This is a genomic window from Streptomyces sp. A1136, from assembly GCF_004795055.1.
In the GTDB taxonomy this organism is placed as follows: Bacteria; Actinomycetota; Actinomycetes; order Streptomycetales; family Streptomycetaceae; genus Streptomyces.
The window spans coordinates 1-14,398 of the sequence record NZ_SSBJ01000049.1 but is presented as its reverse complement, the minus strand read 5'-3'; the positions used below and the strand labels follow the sequence as shown (position 1 = coordinate 14,398).

15 protein-coding genes are annotated in these 14,398 nt (G+C 73.7%); 8 read left to right on the top strand and 7 right to left on the bottom strand.

The features are described 5' to 3' along the window. Positions 1-20: 20 nt before the first annotated feature. Positions 21-1,700, bottom strand: a complete 1,680-nt coding sequence (locus E6R62_RS32510; protein WP_136217074.1) for a FadD3 family acyl-CoA ligase — start codon at positions 1,698-1,700, stop codon at positions 21-23. Positions 1,701-1,795: 95 nt separating this feature from the next. Here E6R62_RS32510 and E6R62_RS32505 point away from each other — a divergent pair, with 95 nt between their 5' ends. From E6R62_RS32505 to E6R62_RS32495, 3 genes are read left to right on the top strand one after another with little or no spacing between them, the layout of a single operon-like run. Then, complete coding sequence (locus E6R62_RS32505) at positions 1,796-2,947, top strand: lipid-transfer protein (RefSeq protein ID WP_136217073.1); 1,152 nt, start codon at positions 1,796-1,798, stop codon at positions 2,945-2,947. 8 nt (positions 2,948-2,955) lie between these two features. After that, the gene (locus E6R62_RS32500) at positions 2,956-3,402 is read left to right on the top strand and encodes a Zn-ribbon domain-containing OB-fold protein (protein ID WP_136217072.1); all 447 of its coding nucleotides are present in this window, start codon (positions 2,956-2,958) and stop codon (positions 3,400-3,402) included. Beyond that, positions 3,399-4,175, top strand: coding sequence for an enoyl-CoA hydratase/isomerase family protein (locus E6R62_RS32495; RefSeq protein ID WP_136217071.1), 777 nt, complete (start codon positions 3,399-3,401; stop codon positions 4,173-4,175). Before E6R62_RS32500 ends, E6R62_RS32495 begins: the two co-directional genes overlap by 4 nt. A 67-nt stretch (positions 4,176-4,242) precedes the next feature. Here E6R62_RS32495 and E6R62_RS32490 read toward each other — a convergent pair whose 3' ends face one another. Continuing rightward, on the bottom strand, positions 4,243-4,728 hold the full coding sequence (locus E6R62_RS32490) for a hypothetical protein (RefSeq protein WP_136217070.1): 486 nt from the start codon (positions 4,726-4,728) through the stop codon (positions 4,243-4,245). A gap of 127 nt (positions 4,729-4,855) precedes the next feature. Between E6R62_RS32490 and E6R62_RS32485 the strand changes: the two genes are divergently transcribed. The 3 genes from E6R62_RS32485 (at position 4,856) to E6R62_RS32475 (ending at position 6,345) form a co-directional block, all read left to right on the top strand. Continuing rightward, the gene (locus E6R62_RS32485) at positions 4,856-5,377 is read left to right on the top strand and encodes a hypothetical protein (protein WP_206308916.1); all 522 of its coding nucleotides are present in this window, start codon (positions 4,856-4,858) and stop codon (positions 5,375-5,377) included. 123 nt (positions 5,378-5,500) lie between these two features. Further along, the gene (locus E6R62_RS32480; protein ID WP_136217097.1) at positions 5,501-5,959 is read left to right on the top strand and encodes a GNAT family N-acetyltransferase; all 459 of its coding nucleotides are present in this window, start codon (positions 5,501-5,503) and stop codon (positions 5,957-5,959) included. 32 nt (positions 5,960-5,991) lie between these two features. After that, complete coding sequence (locus E6R62_RS32475) at positions 5,992-6,345, top strand: MarR family transcriptional regulator (protein WP_136217069.1); 354 nt, start codon at positions 5,992-5,994, stop codon at positions 6,343-6,345. 96 nt (positions 6,346-6,441) lie between these two features. Here E6R62_RS32475 and E6R62_RS32470 read toward each other — a convergent pair whose 3' ends face one another. From E6R62_RS32470 to E6R62_RS32460, 3 genes are all read right to left on the bottom strand, one after another. Continuing rightward, complete coding sequence (locus E6R62_RS32470) at positions 6,442-6,939, bottom strand: peptidylprolyl isomerase (RefSeq protein WP_136217068.1); 498 nt, start codon at positions 6,937-6,939, stop codon at positions 6,442-6,444. Positions 6,940-7,039: 100 nt separating this feature from the next. After that, the gene (locus tag E6R62_RS32465; RefSeq protein WP_206308915.1) at positions 7,040-9,436 is read right to left on the bottom strand and encodes a PQQ-binding-like beta-propeller repeat protein; all 2,397 of its coding nucleotides are present in this window, start codon (positions 9,434-9,436) and stop codon (positions 7,040-7,042) included. Between the two features lie 116 nt (positions 9,437-9,552). Beyond that, positions 9,553-10,365: a VOC family protein gene (locus tag E6R62_RS32460; RefSeq protein WP_136217066.1), complete on the bottom strand. Its 813-nt coding sequence runs from the start codon at positions 10,363-10,365 to the stop codon at positions 9,553-9,555. Between the two features lie 352 nt (positions 10,366-10,717). On the opposite strand from E6R62_RS32460, the gene E6R62_RS32455 reads away from it, so the two are divergent. Further along, entirely contained in the window at positions 10,718-11,365 is a 648-nt protein-coding gene (locus E6R62_RS32455) for a TetR family transcriptional regulator (protein WP_136217065.1), read from the top strand. Between the two features lie 85 nt (positions 11,366-11,450). On the opposite strand, the gene E6R62_RS32450 is transcribed toward E6R62_RS32455, so the two are convergent. Next, positions 11,451-11,927: a nitroreductase family deazaflavin-dependent oxidoreductase gene (locus E6R62_RS32450; protein ID WP_136217064.1), complete on the bottom strand. Its 477-nt coding sequence runs from the start codon at positions 11,925-11,927 to the stop codon at positions 11,451-11,453. Further along, positions 11,924-13,132: an acyl-CoA dehydrogenase family protein gene (locus E6R62_RS32445; protein ID WP_136217063.1), complete on the bottom strand. Its 1,209-nt coding sequence runs from the start codon at positions 13,130-13,132 to the stop codon at positions 11,924-11,926. The genes E6R62_RS32450 and E6R62_RS32445 overlap by 4 nt, the downstream gene beginning before the upstream one ends. A 176-nt stretch (positions 13,133-13,308) precedes the next feature. On the opposite strand from E6R62_RS32445, the gene E6R62_RS32440 reads away from it, so the two are divergent. Further along, positions 13,309-14,398 (top strand): acetyl-CoA acetyltransferase (locus tag E6R62_RS32440; protein WP_136217062.1); only part of this gene is annotated, 1,090 nt, incomplete at its 3' end.

Sequence of the window (14,398 nt, the reverse complement as noted above, 5' to 3'; positions counted from 1 at the left end):
GCCCCACCCGCCGCGCCGCTCTAGGCCCGGGTCCGCAGCTCCCCCTTGAGGACCTTGCCGCTCGCGTTGCGCGGCAGCTCGCTCACGAACTCCACCGTCCGCGGCACCTTGTAGTTGGCCATCTCGCGCCGGGACCAGGCGATCAGGTCGTCGGCGGTGAGGGTGGAGCCGGGGCGCCGGACCGCGTAGGCCTTGCCGACCTCGCCGAGGCGCGGGTCGGGGACGCCGACGACGGCGACGTCCGCGACGTCCGGGTGCAGGCCGAGGAGCTGCTCGATCTCCGCGGGGTAGGCGTTGAACCCGCCGACGATGAACATGTCCTTGATCCGGTCGGTGATGCGCAGGTTCCCGGCGGGGTCGAGGAGCCCGACGTCGCCCGTGCGCAGCCAGCCGTCCGGGGTGATGGCGCGCCGTGTCTCCTGGGGGTCCTCGAAGTACCCCCGCATGACGTGGTGGCCGCGTACCCACACCTCCCCCGGGGTGCCGGCGGCTGCCGGGGCGCCGTTCTCGTCGGCTATCCGTACCTCGGTGTCGGGGATGGCGCGCCCGGAAGTGGCGGCGATGACCTCGGGCGGGTCGCCGCGGCGGCACATGGTGACGATGCCGCCGGCCTCGGAGAGCCCGTACGCGGTCAGGACGGTGGCGATGCGCAGTTCGTCGCGCAGTCGCTCGACGAGCCGGAGCGGGACGACGGCCGCGCCGGTGACGACCAGGCGCAGGGCGGACAGGTCGTGGTGGTCGCGCTGGGGGTGGTCGAGGAGGGACTGGTGGAGGGTGGGCGGCCCGGGGAGGACGGAGATCCGTTCGGCGGCGACGTTCGCGAGGACGGTGTCGACGTCGAAGACGGGCTGGGGGATCATCGTCGCCCCGCGCATCAGGCAGGCGATGATCCCGGCCTTGTAGCCGAAGGTGTGGAAGAAGGGGTTCACGATCAGGTAGCGGTCGCCTTCGCGCAGTCCGGCGAGTTCGCTCCACACGTCGTAGCAGCGCAGCGTCTGGGCGTGGGTGATGACGGCGCCCTTGGGGCTGCCGGTGGTGCCGGAGGTGAAGATGATGTCGGAGGGCGCGTCGGGGCAGAGCGATTCGACGCGCTCGCGGACGGCCCCGGCCGGTACCCGGTCGCCGCCGGCCAGGAAGTCCTTCCAGGTGCGGAAGGCCTCGGGGGCGTCCTCGGCGAGCACGACGACCTGTTCCAGGTCGGGTAGGCCGGGCAACGGGCCGGTGCCGTCGCCTTCGGCGGTGGCGCGGCGCAGGGAGGCGACGTAGGAGGTACCGAGGAAGGTGCCGGTGACGAAGAGGAGCCGGGCCCGGCTGCGTCGGAGCACGTAAGCGGCCTCGGAGCCCTTGAACCGGGTGTTGAGCGGGACGAGCACCGCGCCGGCGGAGACGGCGCCGAGGGCGGAGACGATCCAGTCGAGGCTGTTGGGCGCCCAGACGGCGACCCGGTCGCCGGGTTCGATCCCGGCGGCGAGACAGGCCGCGGCGGCGCGTTCGACGCGTTCGCCGAGCCGTCCGTAGCTCACGCGGACGCGGCCGTCGGCGACGGCCTCGCGGTCGCCGTAGCGGCCGGCGGCGTCCCGCACGAGCCTTCCGATGGTGCCCCAGCGCAGGTCGCCCCGGGGGTCGGCGGCGCGGTCCGGGTGCTCTGCGGTGGGTCGGTCCCCGCCCTGTCGGTGCTGCTCGTGCCGCTCCTCGCCCATCGCGCGTCGCCCTCCCCGGTGCCAGTAGCTGACTATCCGTCAGATTAGCTGTAGCCTTCGCGGCTGTCAGCACTGGCGCGCACCCGGAGGTGGCGATGGCGGCAACGCTCAAGGACGCTACGGCAATCGTCGGCATCGGCCAGACCGCCTTTGCCAAACGGCTGCCGGGCAGCGAAAAGGAATTGGCCTGCCGCGCGATCCTCGCGGCGCTCGCGGACGCGGGCATAGCACCGGCGGAGGTCGATGCCTTCGCCTCGTACACGATGGAGGAGACCGACGAGGTCGAGGTCGCCAAGTCCATCGGCGCCGGCGACGTCACCTTCTTCTCCAAGGTCGGCTACGGCGGCGGCGGCTCCTGCGCCACGGTCGGCCACCTCGCCGCCGCCGTCGCCACCGGCCAGGCCTCCGTCGGCGTCGCCTGGCGCTCGCGCAAGCGCGGCTCGGGACCCCGCCCCTGGAGGAACACGACCGTGCAACTGCCCACCCCGGGGCAGTGGACCCGCCCGTTCGGACTGCTGCGCCCGGCCGACGAGATAGCCATGCTGGCCCGCCGCTACATGCACGAGTACGGGGCCACCCGCGACCACCTCTTCAACGTGGCGATGGCCTGCCGCAACCGGGCCAACGAGAACCCGGCGGCGGTGATGTACGAGCGCCCGCTGACCCGCGAGATGTACATGACCTCCCGCATGATCAGCGAGCCGCTCTGCCTCTTCGACAACTGCCTGGAGACGGACGGGGCGCTCGCCTGCGTCATCGTCTCCGCCGAGCGGGCGCGGGACTGCCGGCAAAAGCCGGTCTACGTCCACTCCGTCGCGCAGGGCCTGCCGGCGCAGCACCACGGGATGGTCAACTACTGGAACGACGACCCGCTGTCCGGCCCGGCGTGGACGGCCGCCCGTCACCTGTGGAAGCAGGCCGACTTCGGGCCCGAGGACGTGGACGTCGCGCAGATCTACGACGCCTTCACCCCGCTGATCCCGCTGTCCCTGGAGGGGTACGGCTTCTGCGGGCGCGGCGAGGGCGCCGCCTTCACCGAGGGCGGGGCGCTGGAGATGGGCGGCCGGCTGCCGATCAACACCGGCGGCGGCGGTCTGTCCGAGGCGTACGTGCACGGCTTCAACCTGATCAACGAGGGCGTCAAGCAACTGCGCGGCATCTCCACCGCCCAGGTGCCGGACGCCGCCACGTGCCTGGTGACGGCGGGCGAGGGTGTCCCGACGTCCGCGATCCTGCTGAGGAGCTGACACCGACCATGACCGCGCCCGCCGAAAGCCTCCTCCTCCCGGTCCCGGACGAGGACGGGGCCCCGTTCTGGGAGTACGCCGCGCGCGGTGAACTCCGCGTCCAGGCCTGCGCCGACTGCGGTCGGCTCCGCTTCCCCCCGCGGCCCTGCTGCCCGCGCTGCGGGTCGTTCGGCTCCCGGTGGCGGCCGATGAGCGGCCGGGGCCGGATCTGGTCGTTCGTACGGCCGCACCCGCCACTGCTGCCCGCCTACGCGGCGCAGGCCCCGTACAACGTCGTCCTCGTGGAGCTGGCGGAGGACCCGCTGATCCGACTGGCGGGGAACCTGGTCACCTCGGCCGACGCCCCGCTGGACTCGGTGGACCCGGCCCGGCTGCGGATCGGGGCGCGGGTGCAGGTGGTGTTCACCGAGACGGGCGGGATGAGCGTGCCGCGCTGGGTCCTGGAGCGGCCGTGACGGTACGGGTGGAGCGGGACGGGGCGAGCGGCGTCGCGGTCGTCACCCTGGACCGGGAGCACAGGCACAACGCGATCGACCTCGCGACGGCCGGTGCACTGGCCGCCGCATGGCAGGGGTTCCGGCACGACGACGACGTACGGGCGGTGGTGCTGACGGGCGCCGGCACGGCCGCGTTCTGCACGGGCGTCGACCGGGACGTCTCGGTAGCGCAACCCGCGTCCCCGTACTCCGTCGACGACCCGCTGATCGCCGTCGGCCCGAAGGCCAACGACCTGTGGAAGCCGGTGGTCGCGGCCGTCAACGGCATGGCGTGCGGCGGGGCGTTCTACCTGTTGGGCGAGTGCGAGTTCATCGTCGCGTCGTCGTCCGCGACGTTCTTCGACCCGCACACCACCTACGGGATGGTCAGCGCCTACGAGGCGGTCTACATGGCCCAGCGCATGCCGTTCGGGGAGGTGGCCCGGATGTCCCTGATGGGGACGGCGGAGCGGCTCTCGGCGCGGCGGGCGTACGAGACGGGGCTGGTCTCGGAGCTCGTCGAGCCCGGGGAGCTCGTGGCGGCGGCCCTGCGGTCGGCGCGGACACTGGCCGGTTTCCCGACCGCTGCCGTCCAGGGGACGGTACGGGCGTTGTGGTCGGCGAAGCAGGCTGCGCTGCGCCAAGCCCTGGACCAGGCGCCGGCCCTGATCGCCCTGGGCAACCTGCCTCCCGCGGACCAGGCCGCCCTCTTCACCGGCCGCCGCGCGGCACCGGAACCCCGGGTCCGCTAGGGCGGGTGGGCAAAAGGAGCGCCCGGCCCGGGGGCCCGGCGGCCGGCAAGGCGGCGGGGCGTACCGGTCAGCCCCGGACGACGGTCCCGAGTCGGCAGCCGGTGACCGCCGCGGCCTGCGTGGGGTCGCTGAGCGGGATCTCGATGGTGCGGGTCTCGCCCTGTTTGAGCGTGACCCGGCCGGAGGTGCGCTCGACGGTCCCGGACGCGCCGTCGAAGGTGATCGGGACCTCGACCGTGCGCTCGGTGCTCGCGAGGGAGGTGACCCTGACCGTGGCCTTTGAGGTGGCGGGGCCGGCGCAGGTGACCACCTCGGCGCGGGCGGGTGCGCCGGTGGCGGTGGGAGCGGGACTCGCCGTCGATCCGCTGCCCCTGGTGGTGTTGCGGTTGTAGGTGCTGGTTCGGTTGGAGCTGCTGCTGCTCTTGCTGCTCTTGGAGCTGGAGCTGGAGCAACCGCCCCCACCGCTGCCCTTGTGGCCGGACGAGAACCCCGTGAGCGCGAACACCACCGCCACGAGCACCGCGCCGAACCTGATGCGACGTCCGACCGCCATGGCCGTCTCCTCCCCCTGGACAACGGCGCGCCACGCTACCAGGCCCCCCGGACGCCCCACCCGACGTGCGGGCACCACGGGCCGCCCGTAGCGTCTGACCCAAGATCCCTACCCCGGAGGGCCGGGCATGATCCGCAACGTACTCGGCTCGATCCTCGGTCTGATCGGGGCCGCGGTCGCCGTCTGGAGTCCCTTCCGCGCCTGGTACGACGGCCGCCACGGGCGCGACTACCGCCTGGTGGAACTCTTCTCCCCGAGCGGGATCACCGGGGCCAAGGCCGCCCTGTTCACCGGGTTGCTGCTGCCGTTCTGCGCCGCGGCGCTCCTGGCACTCGTCGCGATCGTGCTGCGCTCGCGCGCCCTGATGGCACTCGCGGGGGTGGTGGTCCTCGGCTTCGCCGCGCTGTGGATGGTCCGTCAGGGCCAGGCCGTGGGCAGCATCTCGGTCGGCGGCGGGCGGGGCGTCGGCGCTGGTGTGGCCAGCGCGTTCGGCGCCGGCGCGCTGCTCCTCCTGGCGGCGGCCGTCATGCGCGGCCGCCCCCGCCGCCGCGTCCGCGACCGCGACCTCCCGCCCACCGACCAGGCCCCGACCTCCCCGACCCGCCACGACGCCGAACCCTGGCCCCCTCCGCCGCCGGACCGCGCCTAGCCCCTGTCGGGCGGCAGGGCCTAGCCTTCCGTCGTGAACGACAGCACTGACGGCGAGAGCGCCGACGGCGTACGGATAAGGATCAGGCCCGGCGGTCCCGCCGACGCGGCGGCGATCTTGGACATGCTCGACTCCGCGGTGGTCTGGATGAACGCGCGCGGCAACACCGAGCAGTGGGGCACGACGCCGTATTCGCGGCGGCCGGGCGGGCCGGAGCGGGTCGGGCGGTACACGACCGAGAACACGCCCTTCGTCGCGGAGTGGGACGGCGCTCCGGCGGGGGCCCTCGTCCTGGACTCCGGTCCCAGTCCGCAGCTGCCGATCGCGCCGGCCGGGGAACCCGAGCGGTACGTCCGCCTGTTGGTCGGGGACCGCCGCTACGCGGGCCTCGGGATCGGGGCCGCGCTGCTGGCCCGCGCCGTCGAGGAGACCCGGCGGGCCGGCGTCGGACTGCTGCGGGTGGACTGCTGGGCGGGCGGGGGCGGCGAACTGGTGGCGTACTACGAGCGCAACGGCTTCACGCCCGCCGCCGCCTTCGTGTCCGGCACCTGGCCGGGCCGGGTGCTGGAGCGGCGCGTCTAGGGCGTGTCGCCTTCGGGGGCCGCCGAACCGCGGTGGCGGAGGTCCGAGAGGGCGCCGGCGTATTTGACCGCCTGACCGGGCAGGTCCTGAACGCGGTCGGAGCGGCCCCCGCGACCGATCGGGCGGTACGGGACCTCCTCGCCGCCGACGCGGCGGCGCCGGCCGTGACGGCGGTGGTCGAGTCCCTCCTCGCCACGGGCCGGCTCGTCCGCCCGACCCCCGACACCCCGGCCCTCACCGACGCCGGACGCACGTGTCGCGCCGAGGCCGCCGTACGTGTCGACGCCTTCCGGGCGCTCGCGGCGCGGGGGGTCTCCACCGACGAGTACACCGCCGCCGTCGGTGTCCTCGCCCGCATGACCCGCAACCTCACTCCGGCCGCCTGACGAGGGGCCGACCACGGGCCGGACGAACAGCGGCCGGACATGGCGGCGGCCCCGGTCCCCCGAAGGGGGCGGGGCCGGCCGGCCGGGCTGGAGGGATCAGGCGGCGTCGACGACGCCCGAGGCCGCGATCTCGATCTTGCCCTTGGGGGCGCCGGACTGGGAGCCCAGGGCCTCGATCTGGTCGACGAGCTCCTGGCCCGAGACGACCTCGCCGAAGACGACGTGCTTGCCGTCGAGCCACGGGGTGACGACGGTGGTGATGAAGAACTGCGAGCCGTTGGTGTTGCGGCCGGCGTTCGCCATCGACAGCAGGTACGGGCGGTCGTGCTTCAGGTTGAAGTTCTCGTCCGCGAACTTCTCGCCGTAGATGCTCTTGCCGCCGGTGCCGTTGTGGTTGGTGAAGTCGCCACCCTGCAGCATGAACTGCGGGATGACGCGGTGGAAGCCGGAGCCGGCGTAGCCGAAGCCGTTCTGGCCGGTGGCCAGCTCGCGGAAGTTGCGCGCGGTCTGCGGGACGACATCGTCGAACAGGTTGAAGACGATGCGGCCGGCCGGGGCGCCGTTGATGGTGATGTCGAAGAAGACGTTGCTCATGGGGTCCATCCTGTCACTCCCGGTGCCGTGCGCTACCTGGAGGGGGGCGGGTCGCCTTACGCGCACCGCGTAAGGCGACTCCGTCGGACCCGCCGGGAGCTCACGCCCCGGTCCGGGTGCCCGTCCCCTTCGCCGCGTCCAGCGCGTACACGCAGCGGTCCTTGCTGCACGCGTACACCACCCCCGAGTCCGCCACCGGGGCGCCGGTGATCTCACCGCCCGTGGCCAGCTTCCAGCGCAGTTGGCCGCCCGCCGCGTCCAGGGTGTACAGGCAGTGGTCCGCCGAGCCGAAGTGCACGCGGCCGTCCGCGACCGCCGGCGAGCCGGTGATCTCCCCACCCGCCGCGAACCGCCACTTCGGGGTGCCGGTGACCGCGTCGAGCGTGTAGAGGGCGCTGCCCGCGCCCAGGTGGACGCTGCCGGCCGCCACCAGGACCGGGTCCGGCGAGGGCCGCGACTCCGTCGCGATGCGCCAGCGGTCCTTGCCGGTCACCGCGTCCAGGGCGTAGACGGTGCCCAGGTAGTCGACGAGGTACACGCCGCCGCCGGTCACCGCCGCGCCCGGTGCGAAGGCCGGGGGCGCCAGGAAGACCGCCGGGGCCTCGAAGTGCCAGCGCACCCGCCCCGAGGCCCGGTCGACGGACAGGACGCGGGTGCCGGCGGCGACGTAGACGTTGCCGTCGGGCGCCGGGGTGACCCGTACCGGCACGTTCCCGCAGGATGCCGCGTCGCCGACCGGGTACGACCAGGCCTCCAGGCCGGAGCGGGCGTCCAGGGCGCGCAGCCGGGCGTCCTGCCACACGTAGACGGTGCCGTCGTGCAGGACCGGCGCGGCCTCCGGGGTCTCGAAGTCCGACTGGGCGCCGCCGAGCTCCCACAGCTTCTGCCCGTTGGAGGCCTCCCAGCCCTGTACGCCGCCGCCGCGCGTAGCGGTGACGACCGTGCCCCGCTCGGCGCGCAGCGCGTACACCCAGGCATCGGTGGCCAGCCGCCACCGCTCGGAGCCGTCGGAGGCGTCGAGCGCGTACAGGGAGGGCCCGTCGGAGGCGTGGATGCGGCCGTCCGCGACGGCCATGGACCAGGCGACGTCCCGCGTCTTGAACTGCCGGCGGCCGCTGCCGACGTCGAGGGCGTGCACCTCGAAGGAGGTGACGTAGAGCAGGTCCCCGGCGACGGTCGGGGTGCCCCAGACCTCGTTGGACATGCGGAACCGCCAGGGCCGCCACCGGCCGCTGTCGGGTGAGGGGCCGGGGGGCGACGCGGCCGACTGGTGCGGCACCGCCGCCACGGCGTCGGCCGCGGACGCGCCGCCCGGCGGACGGACCCAGGCGGTGGCCACGTCGGCTCCGGCCCCGACGGGCGCGGCGGCCGTCGCGCGCGGCCCGGGCCCGATCGGCACCGGGGAGGCGCCGAGCCGGACGGGCTCGCCCGAGGGCACCGGGGAGGCGTCCGGCCGGTGCGCCGGGAGCGGCGGGGCGGCCTGGCCGGTGCGCGGGTCCACCCAGGACTCCGCCGGTTCGCGCCGACGGTGCGTGGCGGGGCCCGAGGCCGGGCCCTCGGCCCCGCGCGGCTTGCGGGCGGGAGCGGGGACCACGGCCGTACGCAGTCCGGCGCGCCGCGCCTCGATCATGGCGACGGCCTGAGGGGGCAGCCAGGCCGAGGCGGTGCCGCTGTCGTCGCCGCCGTCGAAGAGGTGCGGGGCCAATTGCGCCTGGAGGTCCGCCGGGGTGGGACGGCGGGTGGCGTCCATCTGCATGCAGGAGTCGATGAGGGGCCGCAGCTCGTCGGGGAGCCCCTCCAGGTTCGGGCCCTCGCGCAGCAGCATGAACACCGTCTCGACCGGGTTCGCCCCGTGGTAGGGCGGGTGTCCGGTGGCGGCGAAGACGAGGGTCGAACCGAGCGAGAAGACGTCGCTGGCGCCCTTGACGCTGCGCGAGTCCTTCGCCTGCTCGGGCGACATGTAGGCGGGGGTGCCGACGGCGACGTTCGTCATGGTCAGCCGGGTGTTGGAGACCCCGCTCGCGATGCCGAAGTCGATGACGCGCGGGCCGTCCTCGACGACGAGCACATTGGACGGCTTCAGGTCGCGGTGGACGAGGCCGGCGCCGTGGATGGACTGGAGGGCCTCCGCGATGCCCGCCGCGAGCCACCGGACGGCCTGCACGGGCATGGGCCCGCACTCGTTGACGATCTCCTCCAAGGAGGGGGCGGGTACGTACGCGGTCGCCAGCCACGGCACGGCGGCGCGCGGGTCGGCGTCGACCACGGCCGCGGTGTAGAAGCCGGAGACGGCGCGCGCGGCCTCCACCTCGCGGGTGAAGCGGACGCGGAAGAGCTGGTCCTCGGCCAGTTCGGTCCGCACCGTCTTGATCGCGACGCGTCGTCCCGATGCCGACCGCGCGAGGTAGACCAGCCCCATGCCGCCGGCGCCGAGCCGTCCCAGCACCTCGAAGGGGCCGATCCGTCTCGGGTCGTGCTGCGTCAGCTGCTCCACCACTCGCCTCCACACCTCCCCGTGCGGGCCGTCCGGGCCCACACCGGGCCCGCCCGCAGCGCGCGTCCACCGGCGCGCACGCCCGATTCTGTCAGGCCCGCGCCTGGTCCGGCCCCGGGTCAGGGCCGGGATTCGCCTCCGGCTTTCGTCCGCGGCTCGGAGAGCACCCCGAAGACCGCCCCCTGATTGTCGGCGACGACCGCGATGCGCCCGTACGGGGTGTCGACGGGATCGGCGGTGACCCGGCCGCCGAGGCGCCGCGCCGTGGCCACGGTCTGGTCGCAGTCGGGGACGGCGAAGTAGGCCAGGAAGTGCGCCGGCATGATCTCCGGGAACGCGTCGGTGATGAGGCTGCGCCCGAGGACGGCGGTGTCGGAACCGGGGGCACTGCCGGGCGGGGACCAGACGCGGTACTCGATTCCGGAGTCGGGGTCGTCCTGGTCCTCGGGGACGTAGCCGAAGACCTTGGCGTAGAACACGTCGACGGCGTCCCGAGCCCGGGTGTAGACCTCCGACCAGCGGTACGTGTACGGCTCGCCCTGGGCTTCGAAGCCGTGGTGGGTGCCGGGCTGCCAGAGGCCGAAGACGGCTCCGCCGGGGTCGGCGGCCATCGCGGCCGTGCCGTAGGGACCCACGGGCTGCGGGTCCATCACCATCTGGCCGCCGGCGGCGCGGATGCGGGCCGCGCAGGCGTACGCGTCCACGGTGTAGAGGTAGATCCCCCAGACGGTCGGCATGCGGCCGTCGGGTTTCGGGGCGAGGGCGGCGACGTTGCGACCGCGGCTGTAGGCCTGCGTGTAGTGCCCGTATGCGGCGCCCGCGCTGTCCCCGAAGGTCCACCCGAAGAGCTCACCGTAGAAGCGCTTTCCCGCCTCGACGTCCGGGAGCGAGGCGTCGACCCAGCAGGGGGAGCCTTCCGCGAATGCCGTCATGGGCCCGGTTCCTTCCCTTGTGCGGGGGTATGCCCCCCGCGTCCCGTACGGGGATGCGGCCCCTGCGTCCGCCACGGCCGTCCTGTGCCTCCCGGCCATGATGGGTCCGAAAACTTGTCCACAGCCTGTTGACAAGACTATTCGGGGGATTGCGCCACGATACGGGTCGGATCAGTGACGGTCCGCGACCGGTGGGAGAAGCGGTGCGGGTAGGGCCGGAACGAGCGCGGAGAACGGCCGAAAAGCATCGGTCCGACAGGTGCGGGGACGCTGTGGCCCAGGTCGGCGACCGGTTAACCCCATTTGCAGGCGGCCGAATAGCGCGCCGATCACCCCTCGGTAAGCTGACGGCATGACAGGACAAGTACGCACCGTCGACGGGCGTGTCGCCGGCCGGCGCGGCCAGGCGACGCGGCAGAAGCTGCTCGACTGCCTCGGCGAGATGCTCAGCTCCTCGCCGTACCGCGACGTCAAGGTGATCGACGTCGCACGCAAGGCCGGTACCTCCCCCGCGACCTTCTACCAGTACTTCCCGGACGTCGAAGGTGCCGTCCTGGAGATCGCCGAGGAAATGGCCGCCGAGGGAGCGCAGTTGACCGCGCTCGTCGAGGGCCGCAGCTGGGTCGGCAAGGCCGGCTGGGCCGCGGCCGAAGAACTGGTCGAGGGCTTCCTGGACTTCTGGCGCCGCAACGACGCGATCCTGCGGGTCGTCGACCTCGGCGCGGCCGAGGGCGACAAGCGGTTCTACAAGATCCGCATGAAGATCCTGAACTCCGTCACCAACTCCCTTACGGAGTCGATGAAGGAGCTCCAGGCCAAGGGCAAGGTCGACAAGGACCTGAGCCCGGCCGCGATGGCCGGTTCGCTGGTCGCGATGCTGGCCGCGGTCGCCTCGCACCAGAAGGGGTTCCAGACCTGGGGCGTCAAGCAGGCCGAACTCAAGCCGAACCTGGCGCTCCTCGTCCACCTGGGCATCACCGGCAAGAAGCCGACCAAGTAACGGCGGACCCGGACCCCCGCCAGGGGTCCAGGTCCGCCGCCAGGGGTCCGGGTCCGCCGCCGGGGGTCGCGGCGATGAGCCGTGGTCAGCGGCGATCCAGGCGGAACAGCCGGATCTCACGCTCGATGCGCGCCTGGTACGTCGCGTACGGCGGCCAGAACGCCAGGGCCTGCCGCCAGGCCTGCGCGCGCTCCTCCCCTTGGAGCAGCCGGGCCCGTACGGCGATGTCCCGGCCGCGCCAACTCACGTGCGCGTCGGGGTGTTTAAGCAGGTTGGCGGTCCAGGCCGGGTGGCCGGGGCGGCCGAAGTTGGAGCCGATCAGCAGCCAGCTCGCGCCCTCCTCCAACGGCATGCAGGCGAGCGGTGTGGTGCGCGGCTCGCCGGTTTTGGCGCCCTTGGCGGTCAGGATCACCCCGGGCAGCATCTGCGCGCTCAGGATGACCTTGCCGCGGGTGAGCTTGTGCACCGCCTTGTCCATGGCGGGGATGACGTGGGGCGCGATCTTGGCGAACAGGAGGGTCGAGGAGACCTTCTGCATCAGACGGACACCGACGGCTGTCATCGGACGGCCATCCTTTCCCGGATCGCCGGCCCCTCTTGGATCGCCGGGAAGAGTCCGGCGCGTTGCGCGGCGTGCGCCCGCAGCCGGTGGGCGGGGCCGAAGAGCAGTTCGTCGGCCGCCGCCCGCTTGAAGTAGAGGTGTGCGTCGTGTTCCCAGGTGAAGCCGATGCCGCCGTGCAGTTGGATGGCCTCCCCGGCCGTCAGCCGGAGCGCCTCCAGGGCCTGGGCGAGGGCGAGTCCGCCCTGATCGGGGTCCCAGGCCGCGTAGTACGCGGCGGAGCGGGCCGCCTGGACCTGTACGTAGAGGTCGGCGAGGCGGTGTTTGACCGCCTGGAAGGAACCGACCGCGCGACCGAACTGCTCGCGCTGCCGGACGTACTCCACCGTGCGGGCCAACGCCTGCCCGGCCGCGCCCACCGCCTCTGCGGCGAGGACGGTCGCGACGCCGCGGCCGGTGGCGGCGAGCGCCCCGGGCACGTCGGCGGCGTCGGCCGCGCCGAGCAGTTCCGCTTCGACGTCACGCAATTGGAGGCGGCCCTGTGGCCGGGTCTCGTCGAGGGTGGCCTGCCGGGCGCGTACGAGCCCGGGCGCGTCCTCCCGGACGAGGAACAGCAGGGTACGGCTGCGGGCGAAGCCACCGGTGTGGGCGGCGACGAGCAGCAGCCCGGCGCTGTGTCCGTCCAACACCTGGGCGGCCTCCCCGTACAGGCGCCAGCCGCCGTCTCCCCCGCCCCGGGCCTGCACCCCGCCGGCGCGCCCGCCCCCCGACCAGTCGCCCGGGGTGTTGTCCCCGGTCAGCGCGAGGGCGGTGGCCAGCGCCGGGCCGGGTACGGCGAGCGCGGCGGTCAGGGTCCCGGCGGCCAGCCGGGGCAGCACCGCCGAGCGCTGGGCGGGCGTCCCGAGGGCGCCGATCAGCGGGGCGACGAGCGCGGCGGTGGCCAGCAGCGGGGAGGGCAGCAGCACGCGCCCGGTCTCTTCGCAGGCCAGCGCCAGGTCGGCGGGCGCGCAGCCGACCCCGTCGTACTCCTCGGCGATGGCGATGCCGGGCAGGCCGAGCCGGCGGGCGAGCTGCCGCCACAGCTCGCCGTCGTATCCGGCGGCGGTGCGGACGGCGGCCTTGACCTCGTCCGGGCCGCAGCGTTTGCCCAGGATCTCGCGCAGGGTGCGGCGCATCTCGTCCTGCTCCGCGGTGAAGGCGGCATCCATCGTCGGGCTCCTCCCGGGGGCACATCCCAGCGGTGGCCGGGAGATCTGACGGGCCGTCATGTTAGGGCGGGATGCCGTGGATGCCCAGGGGCCGTCACCGTCGAAGTCGCGCGGGTTCGACCGGCGGCCGTTACGCGACCTAGCGCCTGACGATGCGTCAGATATACCGTCGCCCCATGCCTGGACCCCTCTCAGCCGCCTCCGCACCCCGCCGTAGGGTCGCGGTCGTCGGCGTCGCGCTCTCGGACTGCGGCCGGGTGGACGGCCCCACCCCCTACGCGCTGCACGCCCAAGCCGCCCGCCGGGCGCTCGCCGACTCGGGCCTGGACCGCTCCGTCATCGACGGCCTGGCCTCGGCCGGGCTCGGCACCCTGGCCCCCGTCGAGGTGGCCGAGTACCTGGGACTGCGCCCCACCTGGGTCGATTCCACCTCGGTGGGCGGCTCCACCTGGGAGGTCATGGCGGCGCACGCCGCCGACGCCATCGCCGCCGGCCACACCAACGCGGTCCTGCTGGTCTACGGCTCCACCGCCCGCGCCGACATCAAGGCCCGCCGGCGCACCTCGAACCTGTCCTTCGGGGCGCGGGGACCCCTCCAGTTCGAGGTCCCGTACGGCCACACCCTCGTCGCGAAGTACGCCATGGCGGCGCGCCGCCACATGCACGAGTACGGCACCACGGCGGAGCAGCTCGCCGCCGTGGCCGTCCAGGCCCGGGCGAACGCCGCGACCAACCCGGACGCGATGTACCGCGACCCGCTCACGGTGGACGACGTCCTGTCCGCCGAGATGATCGCGGACCCCTTCACGAAGCTGCACTGCTGCATCCGCTCGGACGGCGGCTGCGCCGTCCTCCTCGCGGCGGAGGACTACGTACCGGACACCGCGAAGGCGCCCGTCTGGGTCCTGGGCTCGGGGACCTCCGTCTCGCACACCACCATGTCGGAGTGGGAGGACTTCACCGTCTCCCCGGCGGCGGTCTCGGGCCGGCTGGCCTTCGAGCGGGCCGGGCTGACCCCGGCCGACGTGGACCTGGCGGAGATCTACGACGCCTTCACCTACATGACGCTGGTGACGTTGGAGGACCTCGGCTTCTGCGCGAAGGGCGAGGGCGGGGCGTTCGTGGAGAAGGGCCGGCTGCTGCGGGACGGAGAGTTGCCCGTCAACACCGACGGCGGCGGCCTCTCGGCCTGCCACCCCGGTATGCGGGGGCTGTTCCTCCTGGTGGAAGCGGTCCGTCAGCTCCGCGGGGAGTCCGGCCCGGGCC

Excerpts from the sequence above, each read along its gene's own strand:
- E6R62_RS32510 (WP_136217074.1), bottom strand. The coding sequence starts at position 1,700 with ATGGGCGAGGAGCGGCACGAGCAGCACCGACAGGGCGGGGACCGACCC.
- E6R62_RS32505 (WP_136217073.1), top strand. The coding sequence starts at position 1,796 with ATGGCGGCAACGCTCAAGGACGCTACGGCAATCGTCGGCATCGGCCAG.
- E6R62_RS32500 (WP_136217072.1), top strand. The coding sequence starts at position 2,956 with ATGACCGCGCCCGCCGAAAGCCTCCTCCTCCCGGTCCCGGACGAGGAC.
- E6R62_RS32490 (WP_136217070.1), bottom strand. The coding sequence starts at position 4,728 with ATGGCGGTCGGACGTCGCATCAGGTTCGGCGCGGTGCTCGTGGCGGTG.
- E6R62_RS32485 (WP_206308916.1), top strand. The coding sequence starts at position 4,856 with ATGATCCGCAACGTACTCGGCTCGATCCTCGGTCTGATCGGGGCCGCG.
- E6R62_RS32480 (WP_136217097.1), top strand. The coding sequence starts at position 5,501 with ATGCTCGACTCCGCGGTGGTCTGGATGAACGCGCGCGGCAACACCGAG.
- E6R62_RS32470 (WP_136217068.1), bottom strand. The coding sequence starts at position 6,939 with ATGAGCAACGTCTTCTTCGACATCACCATCAACGGCGCCCCGGCCGGC.
- E6R62_RS32460 (WP_136217066.1), bottom strand. The coding sequence starts at position 10,365 with ATGACGGCATTCGCGGAAGGCTCCCCCTGCTGGGTCGACGCCTCGCTC.
- E6R62_RS32455 (WP_136217065.1), top strand. The coding sequence starts at position 10,718 with ATGACAGGACAAGTACGCACCGTCGACGGGCGTGTCGCCGGCCGGCGC.
- E6R62_RS32450 (WP_136217064.1), bottom strand. The coding sequence starts at position 11,927 with ATGACAGCCGTCGGTGTCCGTCTGATGCAGAAGGTCTCCTCGACCCTC.
- E6R62_RS32445 (WP_136217063.1), bottom strand. The coding sequence starts at position 13,132 with ATGGATGCCGCCTTCACCGCGGAGCAGGACGAGATGCGCCGCACCCTG.